The sequence below is a fragment of the Sporofaciens sp. JLR.KK001 genome (assembly GCF_036941055.1).
Lineage (GTDB): Bacteria > Bacillota > Clostridia > Lachnospirales > Lachnospiraceae > Sporofaciens.
In genome coordinates this window covers 292,207-318,065 of record NZ_JAYMNO010000002.1, presented here as the reverse complement: position 1 = coordinate 318,065, position 25,859 = coordinate 292,207, and the positions used below count along the sequence as shown (strand labels likewise).

Sequence of the window (25,859 nt, the reverse complement as noted above, 5' to 3'; positions counted from 1 at the left end):
TGCGCTGTTTCCAATGGTTTTCAATATTGTTTGTTTTTCAAAAAATATGCGAGGAGAGTGAAACGTCAATATGGAGAAAAACAGAATTCGTCCCATTAAAAGCGGAAAAAGTTCACGCATGAGTTATTCCAGACAAAAAGAAGTTCTTCAGATGCCGAACTTGATCGAAGTCCAGAAGGATTCTTATCAGTGGTTTCTGGATGAAGGACTGAACGAAGTATTTGATGACATTTCCCCGATCACGGACTATAGTGGTCATCTGAGTCTGGAATTTGTTGATTTTACTTTGTGCGAGAAAGACGTGAAGTACACGATCGAAGAGTGTAAAGAACGCGATGCAACCTACGCGGCGCCACTTAAGGTACGGGTAAGGCTTCATAACAAAGAGACAGATGAAATCAACGAGCATGAAATATTTATGGGTGATCTGCCGTTGATGACCAGTACGGGTACATTTGTGATTAATGGTGCAGAACGTGTTATAGTAAGCCAGTTAGTACGTTCACCCGGCATCTATTATGCGATCGCGCATGATAAGCTGGGTAAAAAGCTGTATTCCTCCACCGTGATTCCTAACCGCGGCGCGTGGCTGGAATACGAGACGGACTCCAATGACGTTTTTTATGTACGTGTAGATAGAACAAGGAAGGTGCCGATTACGGTATTGATCCGTGCATTGGGAATCGGTACGAATCCTGAGATCGTAGAATTGTTCGGCGAGGAGCCGAAGATCATTGCAAGCTTTGAGAAGGACGCTGCCACGAATTACCAGGAAGGTCTTCTGGAATTATATAAGAAGATCCGTCCGGGCGAGCCGCTTGCGGTGGACAGTGCGGAGAGTCTGATCACGAGCATGTTTTTCGACCCGAGACGCTATGACTTGGCGAAGGTCGGAAGGTATAAGTTCAATAAGAAGCTTTCCTTCAGGAACCGTATTACCGGTCATATTCTTGCAGAGACTGTTGCAAGTCCGATTACCGGGGAAGTGATCGCCGAAGGCGGCGCGAAGATCACGCGCGATCTGGCGGATCAGCTTCAGAATGCGGCGGTTCCGTATGTGTGGATCGAGAGGCCGGATGAAGAACGCAATATCAAGGTTCTGTCGAATATGATGGTGGATCTTGCTGCGGTCGTTGATATCGATCCCAAGGAAGTTGGGGTTACAGAGCAGGTATACTATCCTGTTCTTGAAGGGATTTTAGAGGAGACGGGCGGAGACATCGACGAACTTAAGGATGCGGTCCGCAGAGATATCCATGATCTGATTCCGAAGCACATTACGAAGGAAGATATCATGGCTTCCATTAATTATAATATTCACTTAGAGTATGGCCTGGGTAATGATGACGATATCGATCACCTGGGCAATCGGCGCATCCGTTCTGTTGGAGAGCTTCTGCAGAACCAGTACAGGATCGGTCTGTCCAGATTGGAGAGAGTTGTGCGTGAGAGAATGACTACCCAGGATCTTGAAGGGATCTCTCCGCAGTCGCTCATCAATATCAAGCCTGTTACAGCGGCGGTGAAGGAATTCTTCGGTTCCTCCCAGCTGTCACAGTTCATGGACCAGAATAACCCGCTGGGTGAGCTGACCCATAAGAGACGTCTGTCCGCGTTGGGACCGGGCGGTCTGTCCAGAGACCGTGCAGGTTTCGAGGTGCGTGACGTTCACTATTCCCACTATGGAAGGATGTGTCCGATCGAGACGCCTGAAGGTCCGAATATCGGTCTGATCAACTCCCTTGCAACCTATGCAAGGATTAATCAGTATGGATTCATCGAAGCGCCGTACCGCAGGATCAATCATGACGATCCAGCGAATCCGGTGGTTACCGAGGAAGTTGTCTATATGACGGCCGACGAGGAAGACAACTACCATGTTGCGCAGGCGAATGAGCCGTTGGATAAGGAAGGGCATTTTAAGCGCAGGAATGTATCCGGCCGTTACCGTGAGGAGACGCAGGAGTACGAGAGACGTATGTTCGATTACATGGACGTGTCTCCTAAGATGGTGTTCTCTGTTGCGACGGCGCTGATTCCGTTCCTGGAGAATGACGATGCGAACCGTGCGCTTATGGGTTCTAACATGCAGCGTCAAGCAGTGCCGCTTCTGATGACGGAGGCTCCGGTCGTAGGTACAGGTATGGAGGAGAAGTCTGCGGTCGATTCCGGCGTATGTGTGATCGCGGAGAAGGGCGGCGTAGTAGAGCGCGCTACTTCCACAGAGATCACGATCCGTCAGGAGGACGGCAGTCTCAGAAGATATAAGCTGACGAAGTTCTTAAGAAGTAACCAGAGTAACTGTTATAATCAGAGGCCGATCGTGTTCAAGGGAGACAAGGTGGAGGCCGGAGATGTGATAGCAGACGGCCCGTCTACGTCAAACGGCGAGATGGCTCTGGGTAAGAATCCGCTGATCGGATTCATGACCTGGGAAGGTTACAACTATGAGGATGCCGTATTGCTAAGCGAGCGGCTTGTTCAGGAGGATGTATACACATCCGTTCATATAGAAGAGTATGAGGCAGAAGCGCGTGACACCAAGCTTGGACCGGAAGAGGTTACCCGCGATATTCCGGGTGTCGGCGATGACGCGCTTAAGAATCTGGATGAGAGAGGAATCATCCGTATCGGTGCGGAGGTGCGTGCAGGAGACATCCTGGTAGGCAAGGTGACTCCTAAGGGAGAGACAGAGCTTACGGCAGAGGAGAGGCTTCTTCGTGCGATCTTCGGCGAGAAGGCCCGAGAGGTCAGAGATACATCCCTTAAGGTTCCGCACGGTGAGTACGGTATCGTTGTGGATGCGAAGGTATTTACCCGTGATAACGGGGATGAACTGTCACCGGGTGTGAATCAGGCGGTCCGTATCTATATTGCCCAGAAGAGGAAGATCTCCGTAGGTGACAAGATGGCCGGACGTCACGGTAACAAGGGTGTTGTATCCCGTGTACTGCCGGTGGAGGATATGCCGTTCCTGCCTAACGGACGTCCGCTGGATATCGTATTGAATCCGCTGGGCGTGCCGTCGCGTATGAATATCGGGCAGGTATTGGAGATCCATCTGTCTCTGGCGGCCAAGGCATTGGGATTCAACATTGCCACACCTGTATTCGACGGTGCGGATGAGAATGATATTATGGATACGCTTGACCTGGCTAATGATTATGTCAATTTGAGCTGGGAAGAGTTTGAAGCTAAGTATAAAGAAGAATTGCTGCCGGAGGTTATGGAGTATCTGTCCGACAATCGGGAGCACAGGAATCTATGGAAGGGCGTACCGATCTCCAGAGACGGTAAAGTACGCTTAAGAGACGGACGTACCGGAGAGTATTTCGACAGTCCGGTTACGATCGGGCACATGCATTATCTGAAGCTGCATCATCTGGTTGACGACAAGATCCATGCCCGTTCCACCGGTCCTTACTCACTGGTTACACAGCAGCCTTTGGGCGGTAAAGCGCAGTTCGGCGGACAGCGTTTCGGTGAGATGGAAGTATGGGCGCTGGAGGCATACGGCGCATCCTATACACTGCAGGAGATCCTGACTGTGAAGTCTGACGACGTGGTCGGACGTGTGAAGACCTATGAAGCGATCATTAAGGGTGAGAATATCCCTGAGCCGGGTATTCCAGAGTCCTTCAAGGTATTGCTTAAGGAGCTGCAGTCCCTTGGACTGGATGTGCGCGTGCTGCGCGACGACAATACAGAGGTTGAGATCATGGAGACGGCGGATATGGGAGAGACAGATTTCCGCTCATTGATCGAAGGAGACAGAAAATACCGTCAGGACGATGATCTTGGTGCGCATGGATATACGGAGCAGGAATTCCAGGGAGATGAATTGATCGATGTGGAGGAAGAAGAGCCTGAAGAGGACGATTTCGACATGGATTATGAACCGGAAGATGATGATTTTGGATATGATGATTTATCGGATGATGAATAGGAAGGGGTGCCAGTATGCCAGAAAACAACAAGGAACAAACGTATCAGCCAATGACTTTTGATGCAATCAAAATCGGGTTGGCATCGCCTGAGAAGATTCTGGAATGGTCCAGGGGAGAAGTTACGAAGCCGGAGACCATCAACTACCGGACACTGAAGCCGGAGAAGGATGGTTTGTTCTGCGAGAGAATATTCGGACCAAGCAAAGACTGGGAATGTCACTGCGGCAAGTACAAGAAGATCCGCTACAAAGGCGTGGTCTGCGACCGCTGCGGTGTGGAAGTTACGAAGTCAAGTGTTCGCCGTGAGCGTATGGGGCATATTGCCCTGGCCGCTCCGGTGTCGCATATCTGGTATTTCAAGGGTATCCCGAGCCGCATGGGGCTGATACTGGATCTGTCTCCAAGGACGTTGGAGAAGGTGCTGTATTTTGCGTCCTACATTGTGCTGGATAAGGGAGATTCCGACCTGCAGTACAAGCAGGTATTGTCAGAGCAGGAATACCAGGAAGCCAGAGAGAAGTGGGGAAGTGCATTCCGTGTAGGAATGGGCGCAGAGTCCATTCAGGAATTGCTGCAGTCCATTGATCTGGATAAGGATTATCATGAGCTGCAGGAAGGGTTAAAGGGAGCGACCGGACAGAAGCGCGCGAGGATCGTGAAGCGTCTGGAGGTTGTCGAGGCCTTCCGTGAGTCAGGAAACAAGCCGGAGTGGATGATCATGACGGCGATCCCGGTTATTCCGCCGGATCTTCGTCCTATGGTACAGTTGGACGGCGGACGTTTCGCTACGTCTGACCTTAATGATCTGTACCGGAGGATCATTAACAGGAATAACCGTCTGAAGCGTCTGTTGGAGCTTGGCGCGCCGGACATTATCGTTAGAAATGAGAAGAGAATGCTGCAGGAGGCGGTGGACGCGCTGATCGACAACGGACGCCGCGGCCGTCCGGTCACAGGGCCGGGTAACCGTGCGCTTAAGTCCCTGTCGGATATGCTTAAGGGTAAGTCAGGACGTTTCCGTCAGAACCTTCTGGGCAAGCGTGTTGACTATTCAGGACGTTCCGTTATCGTCGTAGGGCCGGAGCTTAAGATCTATCAGTGCGGTCTTCCGAAAGAGATGGCGATCGAGCTGTTCAAGCCATTTGTTATGAAGGAGCTGGTTCAGAACGGAACTGCTCATAATATTAAGAATGCGAAGAAGATGGTAGAGAGGGTACAGCCGGAGGTATGGGACGTATTGGAGGATGTGATCAAGGAGCATCCGGTTATGCTGAACCGTGCCCCTACGCTGCACAGGCTTGGTATCCAGGCGTTCGAGCCTATTCTGGTAGAGGGTAAGGCGATCAAGCTTCACCCGTTGGTATGTACCGCGTACAATGCCGACTTTGACGGAGACCAGATGGCGGTGCATCTGCCGCTGTCCGTGGAGGCACAGGCAGAGTGCCGGTTCCTTCTGTTGTCGCCGAATAACCTGCTGAAGCCTTCTGACGGCGGACCGGTTGCGGTTCCTTCACAGGATATGGTGCTTGGTATCTATTATCTGACACAGGAGAGACCCGGAGCGAAGGGAGAAGGCAAGTTCTTCAAGAATGTCAGCGAGGCGATCCTCGCTTATGAGAATGACGCGATCACGCTCCATTCGCGTATCAAGGTGCGGGTATTCAAGAAGATGCCTGACGGTACGGAGAAGAGCGGTAATATAGAGTCCACTCTTGGACGTTTCCTTTTCAATGAGATTATCCCGCAGGATCTTGGATTCGTTGACCGGGAGGCAGAAGGCGCGGACTTATTGCTGGAAGTGGATTTCCACGTAGGTAAGAAGCAATTGAAGCAGATCCTTGAGAAGGTAATCAATACCCATGGATCTACAGCTACGGCAGAGGTGTTGGATGCAGTTAAGTCCATCGGATATAAGTATTCAACCAGAGCGGCTATGACCGTATCGATCTCCGATATGACGGTGCCGCCGCAGAAGCCGGAGATGATCCAGCAGGCGCAGGATACGGTGGATAAGATCACGAAGAACTTCAAGCGTGGTCTGATCACGGAGGAAGAGCGTTACAAAGAGGTCGTAGAGACCTGGAAAGCAACAGATGACGCGCTGACAGAGGCGCTTCTGTCCGGGCTTGATAAGTATAACAACATCTTCATGATGGCAGACTCCGGCGCCCGCGGTTCCGATAAGCAGATCAAGCAGCTTGCAGGTATGCGGGGACTGATGGCGGATACGACGGGACGTACTATCGAGCTGCCGATCAAGTCCAACTTCCGTGAAGGTCTGGACGTATTGGAATATTTCATGTCTGCCCATGGAGCGCGTAAGGGTCTGTCCGATACGGCTCTCCGTACCGCCGATTCAGGATATCTGACCAGGCGTCTGGTTGACGTATCACAGGAATTGATCATCCATGAAGTAGATTGTATGGATGAAGGCGGCGAGATCCCGGGTATGTATGTCAAGGCGTTCGTAGACGGGAATGAAGAGATCGAGAGTCTGCAGGAGCGTATTACAGGACGTTACCTGTGTGAGAATATCGTAGACAAGGACGGCAATGTCCTTGTGAAGGCGAACCATATGGTGACGCCGAAGCGCGCCGAGCTGATCATGAAGAAGGGTGTGGATGAGAAGGGAGAGACCTTGAAGAAGATCAAGATCCGTACCATCCTTACCTGTAAGTCCCACAACGGTGTCTGCGCGAAATGCTACGGCGCCAACATGGCGACCGGAGAGCCGGTACAGGTCGGAGAGGCTGTCGGTATCATCGCGGCACAGTCTATCGGAGAGCCTGGTACACAGCTTACCATGCGAACCTTCCATACGGGAGGTGTTGCCGGTGACGACATCACACAGGGTCTTCCCCGTGTCGAGGAGCTCTTTGAGGCGAGAAAGCCGAAGGGTCTTGCAATCATCACGGAGTTTGCCGGTATCGCGAATATCAACGATACCAAGAAGAAGAGAGAAGTTATCGTAACGAACAATGAGACCGGGGAATCCAAGGCATATCTGATCCCATACGGTTCCAGGATCAAGGTTCAGGACGGGGCGGTACTGGAGGCCGGCGACGAGCTGACAGAGGGTAGTGTGAATCCTCACGATATCCTGAGGATCAAGGGACTGCGCGCCGTACAGGACTATATGATCCAGGAAGTACAGCGTGTATACCGGCTGCAGGGTGTTGATATTAATGATAAGCATATCGAGGTCATCGTGCGTCAGATGCTTAAGAAGGTCCGTGTGGAGGAAGCCGGAGATACGGAATTCCTGCCTGGCACCAATGTAGACAGACTGGAGTTCGAGGATGCGAACGCCAGGCTGCTTGCGGAGGGCAAGGAAGCGGCAACCGGCGAGCAGATCATGCTTGGTATTACCAAGGCGTCTCTCGCGACGAATTCCTTCCTGTCGGCGGCGTCCTTCCAGGAGACGACGAAGGTGCTGACAGAGGCGGCTATCAAGGGTAAGGTGGATCCGCTGATCGGTCTGAAGGAGAACGTCATTATCGGTAAGCATATCCCTGCCGGTACAGGTATGAGGAAATACCGTGACGTCAAGCTGGATTCCGGCCTGAGCATGGAAGATGAACTGATGCTGGATGAAGACGATATGGAATGGGAAGGCGATGAAGCCCTTGAAGAGGCAGTGGATCTTGCTCACGCGGAGGATCTGGAAGGCGGAGCCGAACCGATCGGTATGGAAACTGACGAAGAGGAAGAGCTGGTTGAACTGGTAGAAGAATAATATAGATAATGGTTTGATAAAGGCAAGAAGCATATATACGGCTTCTTGTCTTTTTTTTGATAAAAAAATAATCAATAATGGTATTGACAATCAATATCATTTGGAATACAATACCAATGTAAATGACAATCAATATCAATTAATAAGGAGGAGAATGATATGCCGTTAACGATGCTGAATTCCGGAGAAGCCGCCGCGATCCGGCGGATCGGCGGAAAGGATGAATCGAAGAGATTTCTTGAGAATCTGGGATTTACCGTAGGCGAGGAAGTGAAGGTAGTGTCGAGCAATCATGGAAATATCATTGTTCAGGTGAAGGAATCCAGAGTCGCGGTAAGCCAGGGAATCGCGAATAAGATCATAGTATAACCTGTCATGGGATCAGAGATTATAGGAGGAGATGAGAATATGCAGACACTAAAGGATGTCAGATGCGACCAGAATGCGGTGGTCGTCAGGCTTCACGGAGAAGGCGCAACGAAACGCAGGATCATGGATATGGGGATCACGAAGGGAACTTCGGTCTATGTCAGGAAGGTAGCGCCGTTCGGTGATCCGATAGAAGTGACGGTAAGGGGCTATGAGTTATCGCTCAGGAAAGCAGATGCCCAGATGATTGAGGTAAAGTAAGGAGGAGAGACAGATGGGAGTGAAGATTGCACTTGCCGGTAACCCCAACAGCGGGAAGACGACGCTGTTCAACGCACTTACAGGTTCTAACCAGTTCGTAGGAAACTGGCCGGGAGTTACGGTGGAGAAGAAAGAAGGAAGATTAAAAGACAACAAAGAGGTTACAGTCACGGATCTGCCGGGGATATATTCTCTGTCACCTTATACCTTAGAAGAGGTGGTTGCCAGGAATTATCTGATCGCAGAACGCCCGGACGCCGTCTTGAATATCGTAGACGGAACGAATCTGGAGAGGAACCTTTACTTAAGCACACAGTTGATGGAGCTGGGGATTCCGGTCGTCATGGCGGTAAATATGATGGATGTGGTCAGAAGGTCCGGCGACAAGATCGACACACAGCAATTGGCAGAGAGCTTAGGCTGTGAGGTCGTAGCGATCTCCGCGATTAAGGGAGACGGAATCAGGGAAGCGGCAGACAGGGCAGTAAGCGCGGCGAAGGCACGGCAAAGTCTTACGGCAGTTCATGAATTCGCCGAGGAGGTAGAGAGATATCTTGGCGAAATCGAAGCGCTGCTGACAGAGATACCAGAGAATCAGAAGAGATTCTATGCGGTCAAATTATTCGAAAGAGACGGCAAGATAATGGAGCAGCTAGGCCAGGAGTTGGATGTGACAGGGATCATCGCCAAAGCCGAAGAAGAATTGGACGACGATGCAGAGAGCATTATCACCAATGAGCGATATCATTATATTTCCTCCGTCATTGATAAGTGTCTGCAGAAGGCTGAGAAAGAGAAGTTGACAACATCGGATAAGATTGATAGAATCGTTACAAACCGGTGGCTGGCGCTGCCGATCTTCGCGGCGGTGATGTGGCTGGTATATTATGTATCGGTATCGACGGTAGGCGCATTTGTGACCGACTGGACCAACGATGTGCTGTTTGGCGAAGTCATCCCGCCTATGATTGAGAATGCTCTCGTAAGTATCAACTGCGCGGATTGGCTGCAGGGATTGATCCTTGATGGTATCGTGGGCGGAGTGGGCGCAGTGCTGGGCTTCGTTCCGCAGATGTTGGTGCTGTTTATCTTCCTGGCGTTCCTGGAAGCGTGCGGCTATATGGCGAGGATTGCATTTATCATGGACAGGATCTTCCGTAAGTTCGGGCTGTCCGGCAAATCATTTATCCCGATGCTGATCGGGACCGGATGCGGGGTTCCGGGAATTATGGCTTCCCGTACTATTGAGAATGACCGTGACCGGAAGATGACGATCATGACGACGACATTCATCCCATGCGGCGCGAAGCTTCCGATCATAGCATTGATCGCGGGCGCGCTCTTTGACGGAGCGTCATGGGTGGCTCCGAGCGCGTATTTCGTAGGGATCGCGGCGATCATATGCTCCGGGATCATTCTGAAGAAGACAAGAATGTTTGCGGGAGATCCGGCGCCGTTTGTTATGGAGCTTCCGGCGTATCATATGCCTACAGCGGGAAATGTACTTAGAAGCATGTGGGAGAGAGGCTGGTCCTTCATCAAGAAGGCGGGAACAGTCATCCTCCTGTCTACGATCTTCATCTGGTTTACGTCAAACTTCGGTATTGTTGACGGACAGTTTGGGATGGTGGATGACTTAAGCAGCGGATTCCTTGCCAATATCGGCAGAGGCTTTGCATGGCTGTTCATCCCGCTTGGCTGGGGAGACTGGCAGGCAGCAGTTGCGGCGATCACGGGACTCGTGGCGAAGGAGAATGTTGTGGGAACCTTCGGGATCCTCTATGGATTCGCAGAAGTGGCAGAAGACGGGACAGAGATCTGGGGAGCGCTTGCGGCAAGCATGACGATGCTCTCGGCATATTCGTTCCTGGTGTTCAATCTTCTGTGCGCACCGTGCTTTGCGGCGATCGGGGCGATCAAGAGAGAGATGAACAATGCGCGATGGACCTGGTTCGCGATCGGATATCAGTGCGGTTTCGCATATGCGGTATCCTTGTGTATCTTCCAGTTTGGAACATTATTCACCGGCGGTGAATTGGGGATCGGTACAGCGGCGGCAGTTCTTGTACTTGGCGGATTCTTATATCTTCTGTTCAGACCTTATAAGGAGAGCGATCTGCTGCAGGTGAACCTGTCAAGTGTGAGCGCCGGGAGAGCGAAGGCATTGTGATATATTGGTATGTCTGATTGAGATAGAAGACGGAATGAACAGGAGGGAGTTTGTATGGCATTAGCAGCGAGCAGTATTGTATCAACAGCAGCCGTAGGTCTGATTATATTGGCAGCGGCTGCGCTGGCCTTAAGAAGCATCTGGAAAAAGAAGAAGAACGGAGGCGGCTGCGGGTGCGGCTGTAGCGGCTGCACCGGTTCATGTACGGGGAAAAACCGGAATAGTGAATAATACCCGCCAACCAATTGACTTTTTACAGGCATGATATTATAATGAAATTATTAAAATCGGTAGTGGGAAGCTGCCGATTTTGGCAGTTTATTATTAAGAAAGGTTGGGGACAACTATGGATCAGAACAAGGTGGCAAGAGTATTAAAATCAATGGAAGAGCATGAGATTCCGCAGATGATCATATCGGACCCGGTTGCAATCTTCTATCTTACGGGCAAATGGATCGCTCCGGGAGAGAGGCTTCTGGCATTGTATCTCAATGTCAACGGCAATCACAAGCTGGTGATCAACAAATTATTCCCGCAGGAGAAGGATCTTGGGGTAGAACTGGTATGGTATGATGATATTGAGGACGGAGTCGAGATCTTAAGCAGATTCGTTGAGAAGGACAAGGTAATGGGAATCGACAAGACATGGCCGGCAAGATTCCTGCTCCGCCTGCAGGAATTGGGCGGCGGAAGCAAGTTCGTGAACGGTTCGCCGATCATCGACTATATCCGTATGGTCAAGGATGAGAAGGAGAAGGAGCTGATGAGAGAATCCTCAAGGCTCAATGATATCGCCATGGAGAGATTGATCCCATGGGTAGTGAAGGGACTGACAGAGAAGGAACTGAATGCCAAGATCCGTGAGATCTACAAGGAGCTTGGATGTGAGGATGTATCATTTGACCCGATCACGGCTTACGCCAAGGGCGCGGCAGATCCGCATCATGTAACGGACGATTCCAAGGGCAAGCGCGGCGACTGCGTCATCCTTGATATCGGCGCATTCAAGGACAACTATGCTTCCGATATGACAAGAACAGTATTTATCGGGGAAGTATCAGACCGTGCAAGAGAGATCTATGACATTGTGGCAGAGGCGAACAGACGCGGGATCGAAGCTGCGAAGCCGGGCAACAGGATGTGTGATGTGGACCTTGCAGCAAGGAACTATATCGAAGAGAAGGGCTACGGACAGTATTTTACACACAGGACGGGCCATTCCATCGGTCTTGAGGACCATGAATTCGGAGATGTATCCTCTGTAAATGAGGATATTATCCAGGTAGGGCAGTGCTTCTCCGTAGAGCCGGGCATCTATCTTGCGGATGAGGGCATCGGCGTTCGTATCGAAGATCTTGTGATCATCACAGAGGACGGGTGCGAGGTACTGAACCACTATACGAAGGATCTGATCGTAGTACCGGAAGAGTAGGATCCAGATAAGGAGGAATATTGGCCGTGAACAGAGAACAGGCACATGATATCTTGATGAAATATATGAAGGGGCAGAACTACATTACCCATTCTTATGCCGTAGAGGCGATCATGAAGGGGCTTGCCAAGCGGTTGGCGCCGGATGATGTAGAATACTGGGGAATCGTAGGACTTCTCCACGACCTGGATGAGGAGCAGTGTGACTGGCAGCATGATATGGGAGTGCATGGCCCTACGTCGGTGGAGATCCTTAGGAAAGAGGGGATCGAGGACAAGGTCTTGTTTGACGCTATCTGTGCGCATAATCCCAAGAGCGGCGTGAAGGCGAAGACGACCATACAGTATGCGGTACTGGCGGCTGATCCTATGAGCGGGTTCGTGAAGGCGGTGGCGCAGATCTATCCGGATAAGAAGATCGCCAGCGTGAAGCATAAGTCCGTGATGAAGCGGTTCAACGAGCTTCGCTTCGCGGCGGGGGCGAACCGGGATTATATGGAGTCCATTGAGTTCACAGGGCTTAGTCTGGACGACCTGATCGATGTTGCGCTGGAGGAGATGGGCGCGATCGCGGATGTGCTGGGATTATAGTTTGAGGAATATATGACAGAGACAGTAGAACCCCGGAAGCTGGATGAGCTTCCGGGGTTTTTGGTTATTCCTGCGAGCAATGAGCCAAGCGGGCATGCTTGCATGAACATTTGGCGACTGCAGAGGGGTCTTTGACTGAGATCTGCATATATCCGTATTATTTTTACGGTATAAGTGTAGATATAATACGGTATTTGTTGATATTTATTTATGAAATAGGCTATAATAAGAAAAAAGGTAAGGATGGAGTCTGTTATGTTAAAAAAATTTAGTGTTGAGAATTTCAAAGGATTTCAGGAAAAATTAGTATTAGACTTGGGAGCGCCGAGTAATTATAACTTTAGTCAAAAGGCTATCTATGAAGGGGTTATTACAAAGGGGATTTTGTTTGGAATCAATGGCAGTGGTAAATCTAATCTGGGGCTTGCTGTCTGTGATATAATAAGTCATTTAACAGATAACCAGGTGTTGTCTGCCCGTTATGATTATTATTTGAATATGAATAATCCCAAATCTTATGCAGAATTTGAATATGTATTTGTTTTTCATGATAAAGAGGTGATCTATCAATATAGAAAATCTGCCATGAATAAGTTGGAGTTTGAACGTTTATCTATAGAAGGAAGAGAAGTGATATACTATGATCATCTCCGGAAAGAAGGTTTAACACGATTAGAAGGGACAGAAACGCTCAATAACACGATAAGAGCAGCTAATCCAATTTCCAGAGTAAAATATGTAAACAGCAATGCAATATTGCCAGATAATTGTGAGAACGCTGTTTTTCACGAATTTATATCTTATGTGGAGCGGATGCTTTTATTTTATTCACTGGATCATCGAGGGTATGAAGGCTTTCAATCTGGAGGCGGTAACATATCGGAGGAGATTATCAAAAGTGGAAAGTTGTCAGAATTTCAACAGTTTTTGAAGGAAAATGAAATTACTTATGATCTGGCAGCGGAGGAAATAGACGGAGAGAAAAAGATATACTGTCGATTTGAAAATCAAAAAAAAGCTAATTTTTTCAAGATCGCATCCACAGGGACAAGATCTCTGACCTTGTTTTATTATTGGTATACCAAAATGAGGGAAGCATCTTTTGTTTATATTGATGAGTTTGATGCTTTTTATCATTTTGAATTAGCGAAAAATATTATCAAAAGGTTATATGAAATAGAACATGTACAGATATTTACTACGACCCATAATACAGATCTCATGAGTAATGATTTGTTAAGACCAGATTGTTATTTCATACTTGAGAATAACAAGATTACATCTTTGGCAGGAGCCACTGACAAAGAGTTGAGAAAAGCGCATAATTTGCAGAAGATGTATAAGGCAGGTGCTTTTGATGGAAAAGATAGAGAATAAAACATTCCAATTTTAAAATTCTTACACTGCCTGCAGGACAGAACATATATATGATCTGGCAGACATTGAAGGCAGACGATTTTGAAACAGATATTATAGAGATATTGAGAGAAAAATGTCCGGAACTTGAAAGTCATTTGAAGGGATTGACACGAGATGACTTTTCGGAAGTATATTTATTTTTTGATTATGATGGACATCAGAATAATTTATCGTTTGAAAATAGTGAAACAGATGTAATCAATGAGATGCTGTCGAATTTTGATAATGAGACAGAAAATGGCAAACTATATATTAGCTATCCAATGGTAGAGGCATTGAGAGATTTTAACCCGGGGATATGTGGTCATGGGGAAGAATGTTATTGTCAGTTAAATGAATTTGATAATTATAAAAGAAGATCTGTACAAAAGAGCAAGTATAGGGATTTTAGAAAATATGATTTTGAAGTATGGCGTGAGATTTTAAATGTGTTTGTAATGAGGATATCGTGTCTGTTAGGTGAGAAAGAAATTATAAAACATGATACATATAAGGATTTGGTGAGCCCGGCTTATATCTATATTCTTCAGCAAGATTATATAGTTGAAGGTAATATATTTATCCTCAGTGCATTTCCAGAATTTTTGTTTGATTATTTCCCGAACAGCTTTTGGAATTCTTGCATAAAATGTCCGAAGAAGTTTGCGAAAAATTGTTCTATTTCCGGGAGATTTGGGGAAAATTATATTGAAATGTAATCCATAGCTGAAAGGAGCAGGCAATGTCAAACAGATTAAAATCCGAAAAGTCCCCCTATCTATTACAGCACAAAGACAATCCGGTCAACTGGTACCCCTGGTGTGAGGAAGCATTCCGCAGAGCGAAGGAAGAGGACAAGCCGATCTTCCTGAGTATCGGCTATTCCACCTGTCACTGGTGTCATGTGATGGCGCATGAATCCTTCGAGGATGAGACGGCAGCACAGATCTTGAATCAGGGATATATATGTATCAAAGTAGACCGGGAGGAACGGCCGGACATTGATGCAGTATATATGTCGGTATGTCAGGCTGTCACAGGTTCCGGCGGCTGGCCGCTTACGATCGTCATGACGCCGGAGCAGAAGCCCTTTTTCGCCGGGACATATTTCCCCAGAGAGCGGTATTACGGACGTCCCGGGCTTGTGGATATCCTAAGAGAACTGCTGAGCCTGTGGAAGGATCGGCGGGAAGAACTGGTTCGGGCGGGAGAGGAGATCACGGCGGCAATCAACAGAACAGGGAGCGCCGCCAATCCAGGAAACAGCAGAATCTCCCGCAGGGATAATGCAATTCTAAGGAAAGCGTATCAGATCTTTGCACAGCAGTTTGATCCGGTCTGGGGAGGCTTCGGCAGCGCGCCGAAGTTTCCGGCGCCTCACAATCTTCTCTTCCTGATGCGGTACGCGGAGGAAGAAGAGGGGTGTAGGGCAGACAGGGAAGGATCAGAAGCGCTACGTATGGCAGAGAGGACGCTGGATGCAATGGCGGAGGGCGGAATCCATGACCATATCGGCGGTGGCTTCTCACGGTATTCTACAGACGAGCGGTGGCTTGTGCCCCATTTTGAGAAAATGCTGTATGACAATGCGCTGTTGATACTGGCATATCTGGAAATCTACCGTCTTACCGGTAAGGAGAAATACGCGGACACAGTAAGGCATACGGCGGATTATATCCTCCGGGAGCTGACAGATGTGAGGGGAGGCTTCTACTGCGGTCAGGATGCGGACAGTGACGGTGTGGAAGGAAAATACTATGTATTTACGCCGGAAGAGGCAGAGTCTGTGCTTGGCAAGGATGATGGACAGGCATTCTGCCGTCTGTATGGGATCACAGAAGAGGGGAATTTTGAGGGGAAGAGCATCCCCAACCGGATTGAGAAGACAACCGGATCGGTACGGTCATCCTGGATACAAGCCATGTATGAGTACCGGCTTAGCCGGACGAAGCTTCATAAAGACGATAAGATCCTGCTCTCCTGGAATGCCTGGACGATCCTTGCATTTGCACGGGCGGGCGCGGTGCTTAAGGAGGACGGTTATCTGGAGGCGTCGAAGAGAGCGCAGCGTTTTATCGAAACACATATGACCGGAGAGGACAACCGTCTCTATCTGCGTTACTGTGACGGGGAGACGGCTCATAAGGGCCAGTTGGAGGATTATGCGGTCTATACGCTTGCATTGTTGGAATTGTACGGTGCAACCTTCCAGACAGAATATCTGGGCAATGCAATTCTCCGTGCACAGCAGATGGCTGAATTCTTCGAGGACAGTGAGGCGGGCGGTTACTATATCAGCGCATCGGATGCCGGCCGGTTGATCGCCCGTCCCAAGGAAATATATGACGGGGCTATTCCGTCCGGCAATTCGGCGGCGGCAATGGCGCTCCAGCGTCTGGCGCTGCTGACGGGAGAGAACAGATGGCAGGAGGCGGCAGGAAGACAGCTTGGTTTCTGTGCCGGGGAGATACAGGAGTATCCGGCAGGGTACAGTTATGCGCTGCTTGCCATGGCAGACGCTATCTATCCGCATAAGGAGCTGGTATGTACGGTGAGCGGCAGGATGTCAGAGGAGCTGAGGATGCAATTGGCAGAGCTGGCAGCAGGGGGAATGAGTATTCTGGTCAAGACAGAAGAGAATCAAGAAGAGTTGGCAGAATGTGCGCCGTTTACCGCAGAATACCCGATACCGCAGGAGGGGGAAATGTATTATCTGTGCGAGGACGGCGCATGCAGGGCCCCGGTGAAGACCCTGCAGCAGTTATGATTTTGCCTATAGTATTTATATTCTAAAGTTGAAATCCGCATAAGCAGAGGATCCATGTTCATGGACATCCAGTCCGTCAACTTCCTCTTCCCTCGTAACGCGAAGCCCGATCGTCTTGTTGATGACGGTGAATACTATGACGGCCATCACCAGCACGTAGGCAGCGGCTGCGCCGACTCCGATCAACTGAGTGACAAGGCTGCAGCCTTCTCCGAATACACCGGTCAGGATCGTACCTGCGGCGCCGCAGACACCGTGAACACTGATCGCACCGACAGGATCGTCGATCTTGACAACCTGGTCGAAGAATTCAACGGAGAATACCACTAAGATACCTGCAACAGCGCCGATCATGATGGCTTCCCACTCGTTTACCACATCGCATCCGGCGGTGACCGCAACGAGTCCTGCGAGAGATCCGTTAAATGTCATGGACACATCCGGCTTGCCGTAACGAATCCATGTAACGATCATGGCCAGAAGCGTAGCGGCAGCGGCGGCAAGATTGGTTGTCATGGCAATGTGTCCAAGGCTGGTGGCAGCGGCGGTAGTAGAACCGCAGTTGAAACCGAACCAACAGAACCACAGGATAAATACGCCAAGCGCTGCGATCGGAAGATTATGTCCTGGGATGGCTCTCGCCTTGCCGTCTTTGCCGTATTTCCCGATACGAGGTCCAAGGATCTTCGCGCCGACCAGGGCGCAGAGACCGCCGACCATATGTACTGCTGCGGAACCTGCGAAATCATGGAAACCAAGCTCAGACAGGAAGCCTCCGCCCCAGATCCAGTGTCCGGATACCGGGTAAATGAAGATACTGATCGCCGCGCTGTAGGCGAGATAGGCGATGAATTTCGTCCGCTCCGCCATAGAGCCTGACACGATGGTCGCCGCGGTTGCACAGAATACGGTGTGGAAGATCATGAAGACTCCGATCGGAAGTCCGTTAAACATCCCGTCCGCATCCGCCAGTGAAGAAGGACTGAAGAATCCTTTGATGCCGATGATCCCGTTCCAGTCTGTTCCGTGCATGACAGCGAAGCCAAATACGAAGAAGAACAAGCTCCCAAGAACGAAGTCCATCATGTTCTTCATCAGGATATTGCCCGTGTTCTTGGCGCGGGTGAATCCCGCTTCACACATTGCGAATCCTGCCTGCATAAAATATACGAGAAATGCGCCGATCATGGTCCACATGATATTCATAAGCAGCCCGGCTGCTTCGGCGGTATCCATACCGTTTGTGATCAAAGTTGTCAAATCCATGTTAATTCCTCCCAAATAAAAGGAGATAAGGACGGCTGTTGTTTCCGTAATTATCTCCATTGATAAGCATGTTGAATATGTTCAGTTGTGTTCTTACAGTGCATCGGATCCGCGTTCGCCTGTTCGGATACGAACAGCATCCTCCACTTCATATACGAAGATCTTGCCGTCCCCGTACTTGCCGGTCCGAATCTCAGAGACGATCGTCTCGATCAGCTTCTCGGCAACCTCTGGTTCAATGACAGTCTCTACCTTAACCTTCGGCAGAAGATTGACATTATATTCCGCACCGCGGTATACTTTTTTATGGCCCTTCTGGTTACCGTACCCCATGACATTGCTGATCATGAGGCCGGACACTTCACTCTCGTCGAGTATGGATTTTAAATCCTCCAGCTTCTCAGGCTGAATGATGATTTCCAGTTTTTTCATTTGCCTTCCTCCTGTTATCAATAATAATACACAAAAGAAGGGCGCTTTCTCCGTAAAGAAAACGCCCTTGTTTTTGATGGTATTCATTATACACGTATGAGACGATTTGTAAATAGTATTTTAACTAAAAAATCATATTTTATGAAATGTGTACACGAATCCGGTGGAATCTGATGAAAATTCGGCGGTTTTTGAATATAGAGCTTAACGAATATCCGGATCCCACGCTGCAATCTCGCCGCATGCGATCATTTCACCTGCATTGCCGGACGGCTGAGTATGGAAATCATCTGCCCTCTCATGGATAATGACCGTATGTCCAACGACGTCTTCCGGATAAAAGCGATCCGTATACACTGCCGCCCAGGCGTTCCCGGAATTCGCCAGTAACGGCGGAAGGTCGCCGGCGTGGGCCGGGTGTACGGTATTCTTCGGGTTATAATGGCCGCCGGCAGAAGAGAATTCTCCCTGAGGATTCTCCGTACATGTATCGCCGGCATGAATGTGGAATCCATGGAAGCCGTAGCTGTTCTCTGCGGCTTCTGCCGGAAGCCCCCGAACAGATGCCACAGCCACTGTTCCTCCATATGTATCGTAAAAATCGACTCTTCCTTCGATATCCGGATGGTTCTGGTTCCCTTTGATCATTGCATAAGCAGAAGGATTCGCTTTGATATCTATCATGTCTGATCACTCTCCCTTGCATAATCATATGCATAGAAGGGAGAGGTTATGCGCCTGTGGAGGTATATTCATGCGGTGATAATTATAAAGGAACTACCATTAACAGAAAGCTAAACAGTAAGGGGCTCGGGAAATGATAATTTAACCACAATATACGGAAACAGATTAGACACCACGGCAAGATATTGTGTGAAAATTTCATTTCCCGACAGTCCCCTCTTTGATACTGTTGGTTCATTAGTGCGTATTTTTCCAGGCATCACCGTTCGCAAAGGGATTCCGATTCCATCAGATAATAATGGTTTTTCAGTGCCTGATAATTCCTGCTGTACTGGTGTTCCAGATGGTATCCCTGCCTTTTCTGCGCGTTAAACCCATCATTCTCGATTCTCCATCTCATCCTTCCTAGCTCCACCAGTCCTGCCACATTTTTTCTGGTGATTGGCAGATCTGTGAGAAACCAGAATTCTTTCCGGATCGTTTCTGCTTTTCCCTTTTTCCTGCCCTTTTTGCAGATATGCTCCCCGCTTTCTCCATACTCTGCCAGATTTACCTGATGTCCTTTATAATCTATATCTGTCACGTAATCATACCATTCCTTCCCAGTCTGTGTTTCGCGCTCCTGGTAATTCTTCTCCATTTCTTTCAGTTCTCTGTATTCTTCCCCAATGCTCGGGATGCTCCCCTCCTTATACCGCAGGATATACCGCCAGTTTTTTCCTTTGCATCTCTCAAAGAAACAAACGCCAGCAGGCCTTCCTTTCACAGTCCTATTTCTCCATTTCTTTTCCCTCTTCATTATCCACAAATTCCGTCTGAATACTGATCAGGATTTTCGGATGCAGTACCAGCTTTGCTTCCAGCACATAATAATAGTTCTCCTGATACTCTTTTTCCGTCCCCTTGTTATGGGTCCGGTGCAGGCTTTTCCCATCCAGTTCCCTCCGGCTGCTGCAAAGCTGCGTTCCATCTATGATCACCTGCCAGTACTTGCCCCTGATTCGCATATTTTCAAAAGCCCGGCTGCAAAGAAGCCTGCTGCAAAGGCGGTTTAAGATGTCCTGCAATTTTTCCGGATCTACTTTTTCCAGATACCGGTTGATGGTTTCCCAGTAGGGAAGCTCCTCCACGGTCTGTTCCTCCCCGGATAGATGCCAGATGTTTTTGATCATTTCACTGGAATTGAATTCTTCACTTGTTTTCCTCATACTGCTGATGTAAAATAGAGAAGAAAGGATACGGGTCATAAGAAGTAACACAGCAGGATAGGTAATATAGCTCTGGTTTCTGGGATCTGGAATCTGTTTTAACAGGGGTAAAAGATCTGGGAAAAAATGCCGGATTAGCTTGGCTAATTCACATGCAAGGTTCAACTGTTCCAGGTGTTCCCTAACCTCTTTTCTTCTGATTTTTATTCTTGCTTCATAGCTGCGTTGAAAAATATTTTTGAAAAATACATATGAATTCTTTGCAGATCTTGCAAGAAATACCTAATATAGAAATCTACTGACAGAACATCAGTTTTGATTTATGTATAGTCTAAGCATGAATTTCGTTTTGTCAATCCCTAATTTCCTGGATTTAGTGTTGCTTCACGAAGAAATGAAAATAAAGTAAAGCTTTTTAAAAAGCTAACTTATGGTATTTGCTTGTACGACCTCAAAAGCGGGCTTTTTGTATACTGTAATCTGATTTTACCTGTATGAACATTCTTCAAAACGTGTCCGCAGAAAGAAAAATCCGGTCTTCTAATACAGCATTGCACAATTAACGGTGAATTCCGCAATGCTGTATTAGTGCTTCATCCGGTCAGAAATCGAACTCCTGAACTGCCTGGCCCGACTATTGCGCCGTTAAAAGCTCTAGCAGGTGCGCCCGCATCGCCGTCAAACTTATTTCCGTGCTTTTGCTTCTCAGGCGGCAGCGCCTTGCGATGGAGGCTTTCAGGCAGTAAGCAGAGGAGAAAAGGCAGGAAACTAATCCGTTAATAAATATTGCAAAATATAACTGGAACAACTTTCTTGCTCATATCGCGAAACTCTTATAATCAAAATTCCTTTTGTGACGATATATTATTATAGTGGATATTAAGGAAATGGAATGTCATGCCATGTTTCCGGGTTAGAGACAAATTTTATGGAAAGATTTTGGAAAAACCGGATTCTTGGGCGGATTCTCTGAATATAATAGCGTATATTCAGAAATTTCTATATATAGGCATATCTTTACTGGTTACGGATTTGTCAGTAAATGGTAACTGTGCAGTTTCATTTCAGGGACAAAGTCGTTGAACTTCGACAAATTATGCGGTATACTTATATATAATGAAATCTTAGAGACAGAATGATACTCTGTTTACATAGATAGGGTAGATATCCAAGAAATATTAATGAAGAAAGGACTACTATGATGCAAAGAAAGAAATTAAAGTTATTGCTGGCGTCCTTGGCCGCATCTACGATATTATGTTCTGCGCCGTTATTGGCAAAGGCAGCGGATCCTGACGAAGGACCAGATTACGATTTATCTACTATCACTAGTTCCGTATCGCTTTCTGAAAAATGTAATTCTAACAATAAGAAATGTCCAGGTCATCGTATTACACAAGGCAATATAGACAAGTCACGTACGATTGCAGTGGTTGGTGGAACACATACCGTATATTTTGATAGCGATATAAAGATTACAGGAGATGTAGCAGCTCCTCCGTTTGAGATTTATACTGGTGCAACTGTTGATTTATATTTAGGTAAAGATACCACGTCTACATTGGATAACAGTACAATAGATATTCCAGATCCAGATGATTCTAGTCAAACGAATCCTAGTAAAGGAGGCGCTGGATTACAGGTTAGAAATAAGGGTAATTTAATAATTCATGGACCAGGTACATTGAAAGCTCAAGGTAGTAGTGGTGGTGCTGGAATCGGTGGATTTACTGACGCAACTGGAAATATTACCATTCTTGGCGGTCGTATAGAAGCAACTGGAGGTGAAGCTGCCGCTGGTATAGGTAGCGGTTCTAAAGGTAAATGTGGAAATATTTCTATTAAAAATGATGCTGAAGTAGTAGCCATAGGTGGCAATGCTAAAGAATATAAAGTAAATGGTGTTGTTGAATCAACTCAACCGGGTGGTCCTGGAATCGGTCATGCACAAACCTATGAGTCTAGCGGTGGAAATATTGATATATCTGGGGGCAAAGTGTTTGCTATTGGCGGTACAGTGGAGAAGGGCTCTACTGATTTAACGACCGGCATTTTATGCGATACATTATCTTCTCTTGATGGAAGTGGAGATATTTTCACTAATGATACTTCTCTTACAGGAGTAATCAATAAAGGAACTCAAGAACATAAACTTAATGCAATAGTGTGGGAAGCAGAAGATGATACGGCTACCAAAAATAATACTACTGGAGTTATATGGGGAGATGGGACAATAAGTGAAGACATCCATGATACACATTTACTTCTCCGTCCAGATAGTACATTGACGATTGCTAAGAATCCAACAAGTCTTCAGGATTGCATAATTAGAAACTTTGGTAATTCGGATACTCCTCAAAATAATGCAATTTATAACAGGGATTATATAAGTACTGACCTTCCGCCTCTGCCGAAGGGCATAAAAGAATATGTGTCTTTGTCGGAAAAAACTATTGATATCGCTCCGAAGATGAATAAAGATGAAATATTCTATACGGGAGAAGATTTAACAGATAAAATCCTTGTACCTAAAGAAAGAACACCTAGATCTGAAGACGATGAGGATGAATCTAATTATTATTATGTTGATACGAATGGTTGGGATCATTATATAAGCAGATATGAGTCTGCGCCAAGTCTTGATACAAAAATACTTAGACGAGGAACTTATACTGTAACTTATAAACATAAAAATCCTTTTTATACAAAAGAAAACGGTCAAAAAGAGTTTGATAAAGAATTTAAACTTACAGATACAATTGAAGTACGTCCAGCACAAATTTCAGATTGTGTTTTCGAAGTTAAACAGCCGTTAACTTATACGGGCGAAAAACTTACACCTGAATTGGCATCTGCAACATTTGGTAAACTTTCTGTTGAGAAAAATGAATATAGTATCAACTGGGGAGATCCTCTTGATGTAGGGACTTATAAGGCTGTAATTAAACCTTCAAGTGATAGTGATTTTGAAGGATCGAAGGAGGTTGAATATAAAGTTTCAGGTATTTCTCTTGATGGAGCTACTGTAACATTTAATCCAGAAAAGCCAATATATGATGGCACATCACAAAAGCCGGATGTTACAGTCAAAGTTAAAATAGACGATAAAGATATAGTTTTGAATGAAAAAACAGATTATGAATTAATACCTTCGGGTGGAGAAGCAGCAGATTTTACTAATGCAGGAACAATAACGTATACTATAACAGGCAAAGGTAATTATGAAGGCACAGTAACAGAAGATTATGTTATTGCCCCAAAAGAAATTACTATTGACACAAGCAGCAAAATAAAAGCTTCTCCGAATCCAAAATATTATAATGGCAATGGTGAAGTAACTTTAGAAGGAGTGGACTTTGAAGGACTTGTAAAGGCTGATAAAGGAAAAATCATACTCAAATCGCCAGGTATTGTTGATGAAAAGAATGAGGGGCATGCTGGTACATATAAGAGTGTACACCTCAATCCTGAAAAAATTGAACTGCAATATGCTGATGGATCTCTTTGCGGAAACTATATTGTTGTCGGGTATGATGGTGCGGAATTACCATTAGCGGAAGCTTTGATTATTGAGAAAGTAACACCTGAAAAACGTCAGCCGAATCACGTAGATCCTTACGTTGTCGGAGCGAACGGAACAACCTTTGACTGTACGATACAGATTCAGAAGCAAGCCGGTGTAGACTACCAGTTCAAGATGGATGGAGATCCGGCCGTGGAAGATGGTTGGGTTAACGGCACTAACAGTGAAGATAAGACTAAGAGTTCAGCAGTATTTACAGGTATCAATGCAGCAAAGGATGCTACAGATAAACATATTTTCTATGCACGGTCTGTAGGAACAGGTGACGTTGTACAAGAGATGATGCTACCATATGAACTTGTCTTTGAGAAACTGAAAAACCCGAAGGCAGATGTTTCGGCATTTGAATTATCAATTAATGAAGGAAATGCAGATAAGAAGACATATACGGTAACAATACCTAAGGTAGATGATCCAGATGTAGAATATCGTATCATAACCGTAGGAAGTGACGAAGATGTTCCGTATAGTCCAACTGTAGTGGATAAAACAGATTGTAAACCTGGTACAAAATATATTGGTCAGATTAGGTACAAAGAGACTCTGGTTTACAAACCAAGCGACCCCGTATCTTCTCCAGAACTAACGACTCCGAAGTCCCCATTAGCCGACTCCGGTCCGAAGTACAAGACCACCTGGAAGCGCATTATTCCGAATCAATCGGACGGCATGGAGCTTACCCAGGGATTACAGGATGCAGGATACACAAGTATGCAGGAAGTTACGACTGATCTGACAAGGCATCTAGCAGGCTTGGGAGCATATCAGGATCAGGAACATACAGCATTCTACGATGTGAAAGTACAGGTTATTACCCGCAACGATGCAGGTGATCCAGAGACGAGAGACGCTCAGCCAGGCGATTTTGAGAACGGCGGTATCCCGGTTACATTACCGGCCAAGTCTCTTCCGCAGGGCGTGGTTGCTACGGAGAATCAGTTCTCAGCAGCACATATGTTTGAGACAGATGACTTTGCAGAATACTCGGCAGGAGAGATTGAGACCTGTATGAGCAGTGAAGGCTCAGAGGTATTCCAGGGAACAGGTAAGGGCGTAACATTTGTAGTAAACGGTACATCACCGATTGGAATTGCATGGTCAACGGCGCCGGAGAACCCGGATGGAGATGATCCGAATAATCCGGATGATCCGAACAACCCGGATGGAGATGATCCGAATAACCCGGACGACCCGAATAACCCGGATGGTAACGATCCAAACAACCCGGATGGTAATGATCCGAATAACCCGGATGGCAGCAATGGTGACGGCACTGCAACAGATCCTAACGCGGCCAATGCAGATCCTAATGCGGCCAATGGTGACAATGCCAACGGTGATGACGCCAAGTCGGCTGCCCAGTCTGCAGCAGACGCATTGAAAGCTGCCGCTGCATCTCTCCTTCCTAAGACAGGAGATACCAGCAAGATCATTATGTGGGTCGTAGCAGCCGTAGCGGCATGTATCGCAGTAATTGCGGTTATCCGCAGCAAGGCGAAGAAGGGTAAGAAAGCAAAATCTTCCTCATCCGCTAAGACATCTGCAGCAGCAAAGAAGACGACTGCAACAGCAGCTAAAAAATCTACAACAACGGCCAAGAAGACGGCAGCGACCAAGTCTTCTGGTACAGCTAAAAAGACAACGACAACAAAGAAGGGCCGTTAAATAGTTATTAAGCAATAGTTATTAAGCAAATGAAAAGGCTTCGGAGGTATAGCTTCCGAAGCCTTTTTGTCGGCAAATGGAAGTATTAATAAAAAGAGGTATATTACTATTTGGCGCGGCATAAGATGATGCCAGCTCTGACGCTTAAAAAAAATTAATAAAAAAACCTCCCATTTTATGGGAAGATGCGCGATAATAGAAGTAACCAAACAACTATTTTTTCGCACCACCATAAAAGAGAGGAGGTTTTACTATGAAGCAAGAATAAAAATCAGAAGAAAAGAGGTTAGGGAACACCTGGAACAGTTGAACCTTGCATGTGAATTAGCCAAGCTAATCCGGCATTTTTTC

At 47.2% G+C, this 25,859-nt stretch carries 17 protein-coding genes; 12 read left to right on the top strand and 5 right to left on the bottom strand.

Going from position 1 to position 25,859, the window contains the following annotated elements:
* Positions 1-70: 70 nt before the first annotated feature.
* The 11 genes from rpoB to VSQ62_RS26625 all read left to right on the top strand — a co-directional run bounded on the left by rpoB (position 71) and on the right by VSQ62_RS26625 (position 16,670).
* Complete coding sequence (gene rpoB / locus VSQ62_RS26675) at positions 71-3,946, top strand: DNA-directed RNA polymerase subunit beta (protein ID WP_334638078.1); 3,876 nt, start codon at positions 71-73, stop codon at positions 3,944-3,946.
* Positions 3,947-3,960: 14 nt separating this feature from the next.
* Positions 3,961-7,683: a DNA-directed RNA polymerase subunit beta' gene (gene rpoC, locus VSQ62_RS26670; RefSeq protein ID WP_334638077.1), complete on the top strand. Its 3,723-nt coding sequence runs from the start codon at positions 3,961-3,963 to the stop codon at positions 7,681-7,683.
* 159 nt (positions 7,684-7,842) lie between these two features.
* Positions 7,843-8,052 carry a FeoA family protein gene (locus VSQ62_RS26665; RefSeq protein ID WP_334638076.1) on the top strand — a complete coding sequence of 70 codons (210 nt, stop codon included), beginning with the start codon at positions 7,843-7,845 and terminating at the stop codon, positions 8,050-8,052.
* Positions 8,053-8,091: 39 nt separating this feature from the next.
* Entirely contained in the window at positions 8,092-8,313 is a 222-nt protein-coding gene (locus VSQ62_RS26660; protein ID WP_334638075.1) for a FeoA family protein, read from the top strand.
* Positions 8,314-8,326: 13 nt separating this feature from the next.
* Positions 8,327-10,483, top strand: a complete 2,157-nt coding sequence (gene feoB / locus VSQ62_RS26655) for a ferrous iron transport protein B (protein ID WP_334638074.1) — start codon at positions 8,327-8,329, stop codon at positions 10,481-10,483.
* Between the two features lie 54 nt (positions 10,484-10,537).
* Entirely contained in the window at positions 10,538-10,714 is a 177-nt protein-coding gene (locus VSQ62_RS26650; RefSeq protein ID WP_334638073.1) for a FeoB-associated Cys-rich membrane protein, read from the top strand.
* A 115-nt stretch (positions 10,715-10,829) separates the two neighbouring features.
* The gene (locus VSQ62_RS26645) at positions 10,830-11,915 is read left to right on the top strand and encodes a M24 family metallopeptidase (protein WP_334638072.1); all 1,086 of its coding nucleotides are present in this window, start codon (positions 10,830-10,832) and stop codon (positions 11,913-11,915) included.
* 26 nt (positions 11,916-11,941) lie between these two features.
* Positions 11,942-12,505 carry an HD domain-containing protein gene (locus VSQ62_RS26640; RefSeq protein WP_334638071.1) on the top strand — a complete coding sequence of 188 codons (564 nt, stop codon included), beginning with the start codon at positions 11,942-11,944 and terminating at the stop codon, positions 12,503-12,505.
* Positions 12,506-12,760: 255 nt separating this feature from the next.
* Complete coding sequence (locus tag VSQ62_RS26635) at positions 12,761-13,882, top strand: AAA family ATPase (protein WP_334638070.1); 1,122 nt, start codon at positions 12,761-12,763, stop codon at positions 13,880-13,882.
* A gap of 50 nt (positions 13,883-13,932) precedes the next feature.
* The gene (locus VSQ62_RS26630) at positions 13,933-14,622 is read left to right on the top strand and encodes a hypothetical protein (RefSeq protein WP_334638069.1); all 690 of its coding nucleotides are present in this window, start codon (positions 13,933-13,935) and stop codon (positions 14,620-14,622) included.
* A 23-nt stretch (positions 14,623-14,645) separates the two neighbouring features.
* The gene (locus VSQ62_RS26625) at positions 14,646-16,670 is read left to right on the top strand and encodes a thioredoxin domain-containing protein (protein WP_334638068.1); all 2,025 of its coding nucleotides are present in this window, start codon (positions 14,646-14,648) and stop codon (positions 16,668-16,670) included.
* Between the two features lie 15 nt (positions 16,671-16,685).
* On the opposite strand, the gene VSQ62_RS26620 is transcribed toward VSQ62_RS26625, so the two are convergent.
* From VSQ62_RS26620 to VSQ62_RS26600, 5 genes are all read right to left on the bottom strand, one after another.
* Positions 16,686-17,936, bottom strand: a complete 1,251-nt coding sequence (locus VSQ62_RS26620) for an ammonium transporter (protein ID WP_334638067.1) — start codon at positions 17,934-17,936, stop codon at positions 16,686-16,688.
* A gap of 93 nt (positions 17,937-18,029) precedes the next feature.
* Positions 18,030-18,368 (bottom strand): P-II family nitrogen regulator, encoded by a 339-nt coding sequence (locus VSQ62_RS26615; protein WP_334638066.1) that lies wholly within the window; start codon positions 18,366-18,368, stop codon positions 18,030-18,032.
* Positions 18,369-18,572: 204 nt separating this feature from the next.
* Positions 18,573-19,052, bottom strand: coding sequence for a superoxide dismutase family protein (locus VSQ62_RS26610; RefSeq protein ID WP_334638065.1), 480 nt, complete (start codon positions 19,050-19,052; stop codon positions 18,573-18,575).
* 259 nt (positions 19,053-19,311) lie between these two features.
* Complete coding sequence (locus tag VSQ62_RS26605) at positions 19,312-19,818, bottom strand: hypothetical protein (protein WP_334638064.1); 507 nt, start codon at positions 19,816-19,818, stop codon at positions 19,312-19,314.
* A 4-nt stretch (positions 19,819-19,822) separates the two neighbouring features.
* Entirely contained in the window at positions 19,823-20,260 is a 438-nt protein-coding gene (locus tag VSQ62_RS26600; RefSeq protein ID WP_502957845.1) for a hypothetical protein, read from the bottom strand.
* Positions 20,261-21,458: 1,198 nt separating this feature from the next.
* Between VSQ62_RS26600 and VSQ62_RS26595 the strand changes: the two genes are divergently transcribed.
* Positions 21,459-25,508, top strand: a complete 4,050-nt coding sequence (locus VSQ62_RS26595) for a hypothetical protein (RefSeq protein WP_334638063.1) — start codon at positions 21,459-21,461, stop codon at positions 25,506-25,508.
* Positions 25,509-25,859: the final 351 nt, after the last annotated feature.

Bases quoted from the DNA above. Each gene is read 5' to 3' on its own strand.
- rpoB (WP_334638078.1), top strand. From the start codon at position 71: ATGGAGAAAAACAGAATTCGTCCCATTAAAAGCGGAAAAAGTTCACGC.
- rpoC (WP_334638077.1), top strand. From the start codon at position 3,961: ATGCCAGAAAACAACAAGGAACAAACGTATCAGCCAATGACTTTTGAT.
- VSQ62_RS26665 (WP_334638076.1), top strand. From the start codon at position 7,843: ATGCCGTTAACGATGCTGAATTCCGGAGAAGCCGCCGCGATCCGGCGG.
- VSQ62_RS26660 (WP_334638075.1), top strand. From the start codon at position 8,092: ATGCAGACACTAAAGGATGTCAGATGCGACCAGAATGCGGTGGTCGTC.
- feoB (WP_334638074.1), top strand. From the start codon at position 8,327: ATGGGAGTGAAGATTGCACTTGCCGGTAACCCCAACAGCGGGAAGACG.
- VSQ62_RS26650 (WP_334638073.1), top strand. From the start codon at position 10,538: ATGGCATTAGCAGCGAGCAGTATTGTATCAACAGCAGCCGTAGGTCTG.
- VSQ62_RS26645 (WP_334638072.1), top strand. From the start codon at position 10,830: ATGGATCAGAACAAGGTGGCAAGAGTATTAAAATCAATGGAAGAGCAT.
- VSQ62_RS26635 (WP_334638070.1), top strand. From the start codon at position 12,761: ATGTTAAAAAAATTTAGTGTTGAGAATTTCAAAGGATTTCAGGAAAAA.
- VSQ62_RS26630 (WP_334638069.1), top strand. From the start codon at position 13,933: ATGATCTGGCAGACATTGAAGGCAGACGATTTTGAAACAGATATTATA.
- VSQ62_RS26625 (WP_334638068.1), top strand. From the start codon at position 14,646: ATGTCAAACAGATTAAAATCCGAAAAGTCCCCCTATCTATTACAGCAC.
- VSQ62_RS26620 (WP_334638067.1), bottom strand. From the start codon at position 17,936: ATGGATTTGACAACTTTGATCACAAACGGTATGGATACCGCCGAAGCA.
- VSQ62_RS26615 (WP_334638066.1), bottom strand. From the start codon at position 18,368: ATGAAAAAACTGGAAATCATCATTCAGCCTGAGAAGCTGGAGGATTTA.
- VSQ62_RS26610 (WP_334638065.1), bottom strand. From the start codon at position 19,052: ATGATAGATATCAAAGCGAATCCTTCTGCTTATGCAATGATCAAAGGG.
- VSQ62_RS26600 (WP_502957845.1), bottom strand. From the start codon at position 20,260: ATGAGGAAAACAAGTGAAGAATTCAATTCCAGTGAAATGATCAAAAAC.
- VSQ62_RS26595 (WP_334638063.1), top strand. From the start codon at position 21,459: ATGATGCAAAGAAAGAAATTAAAGTTATTGCTGGCGTCCTTGGCCGCA.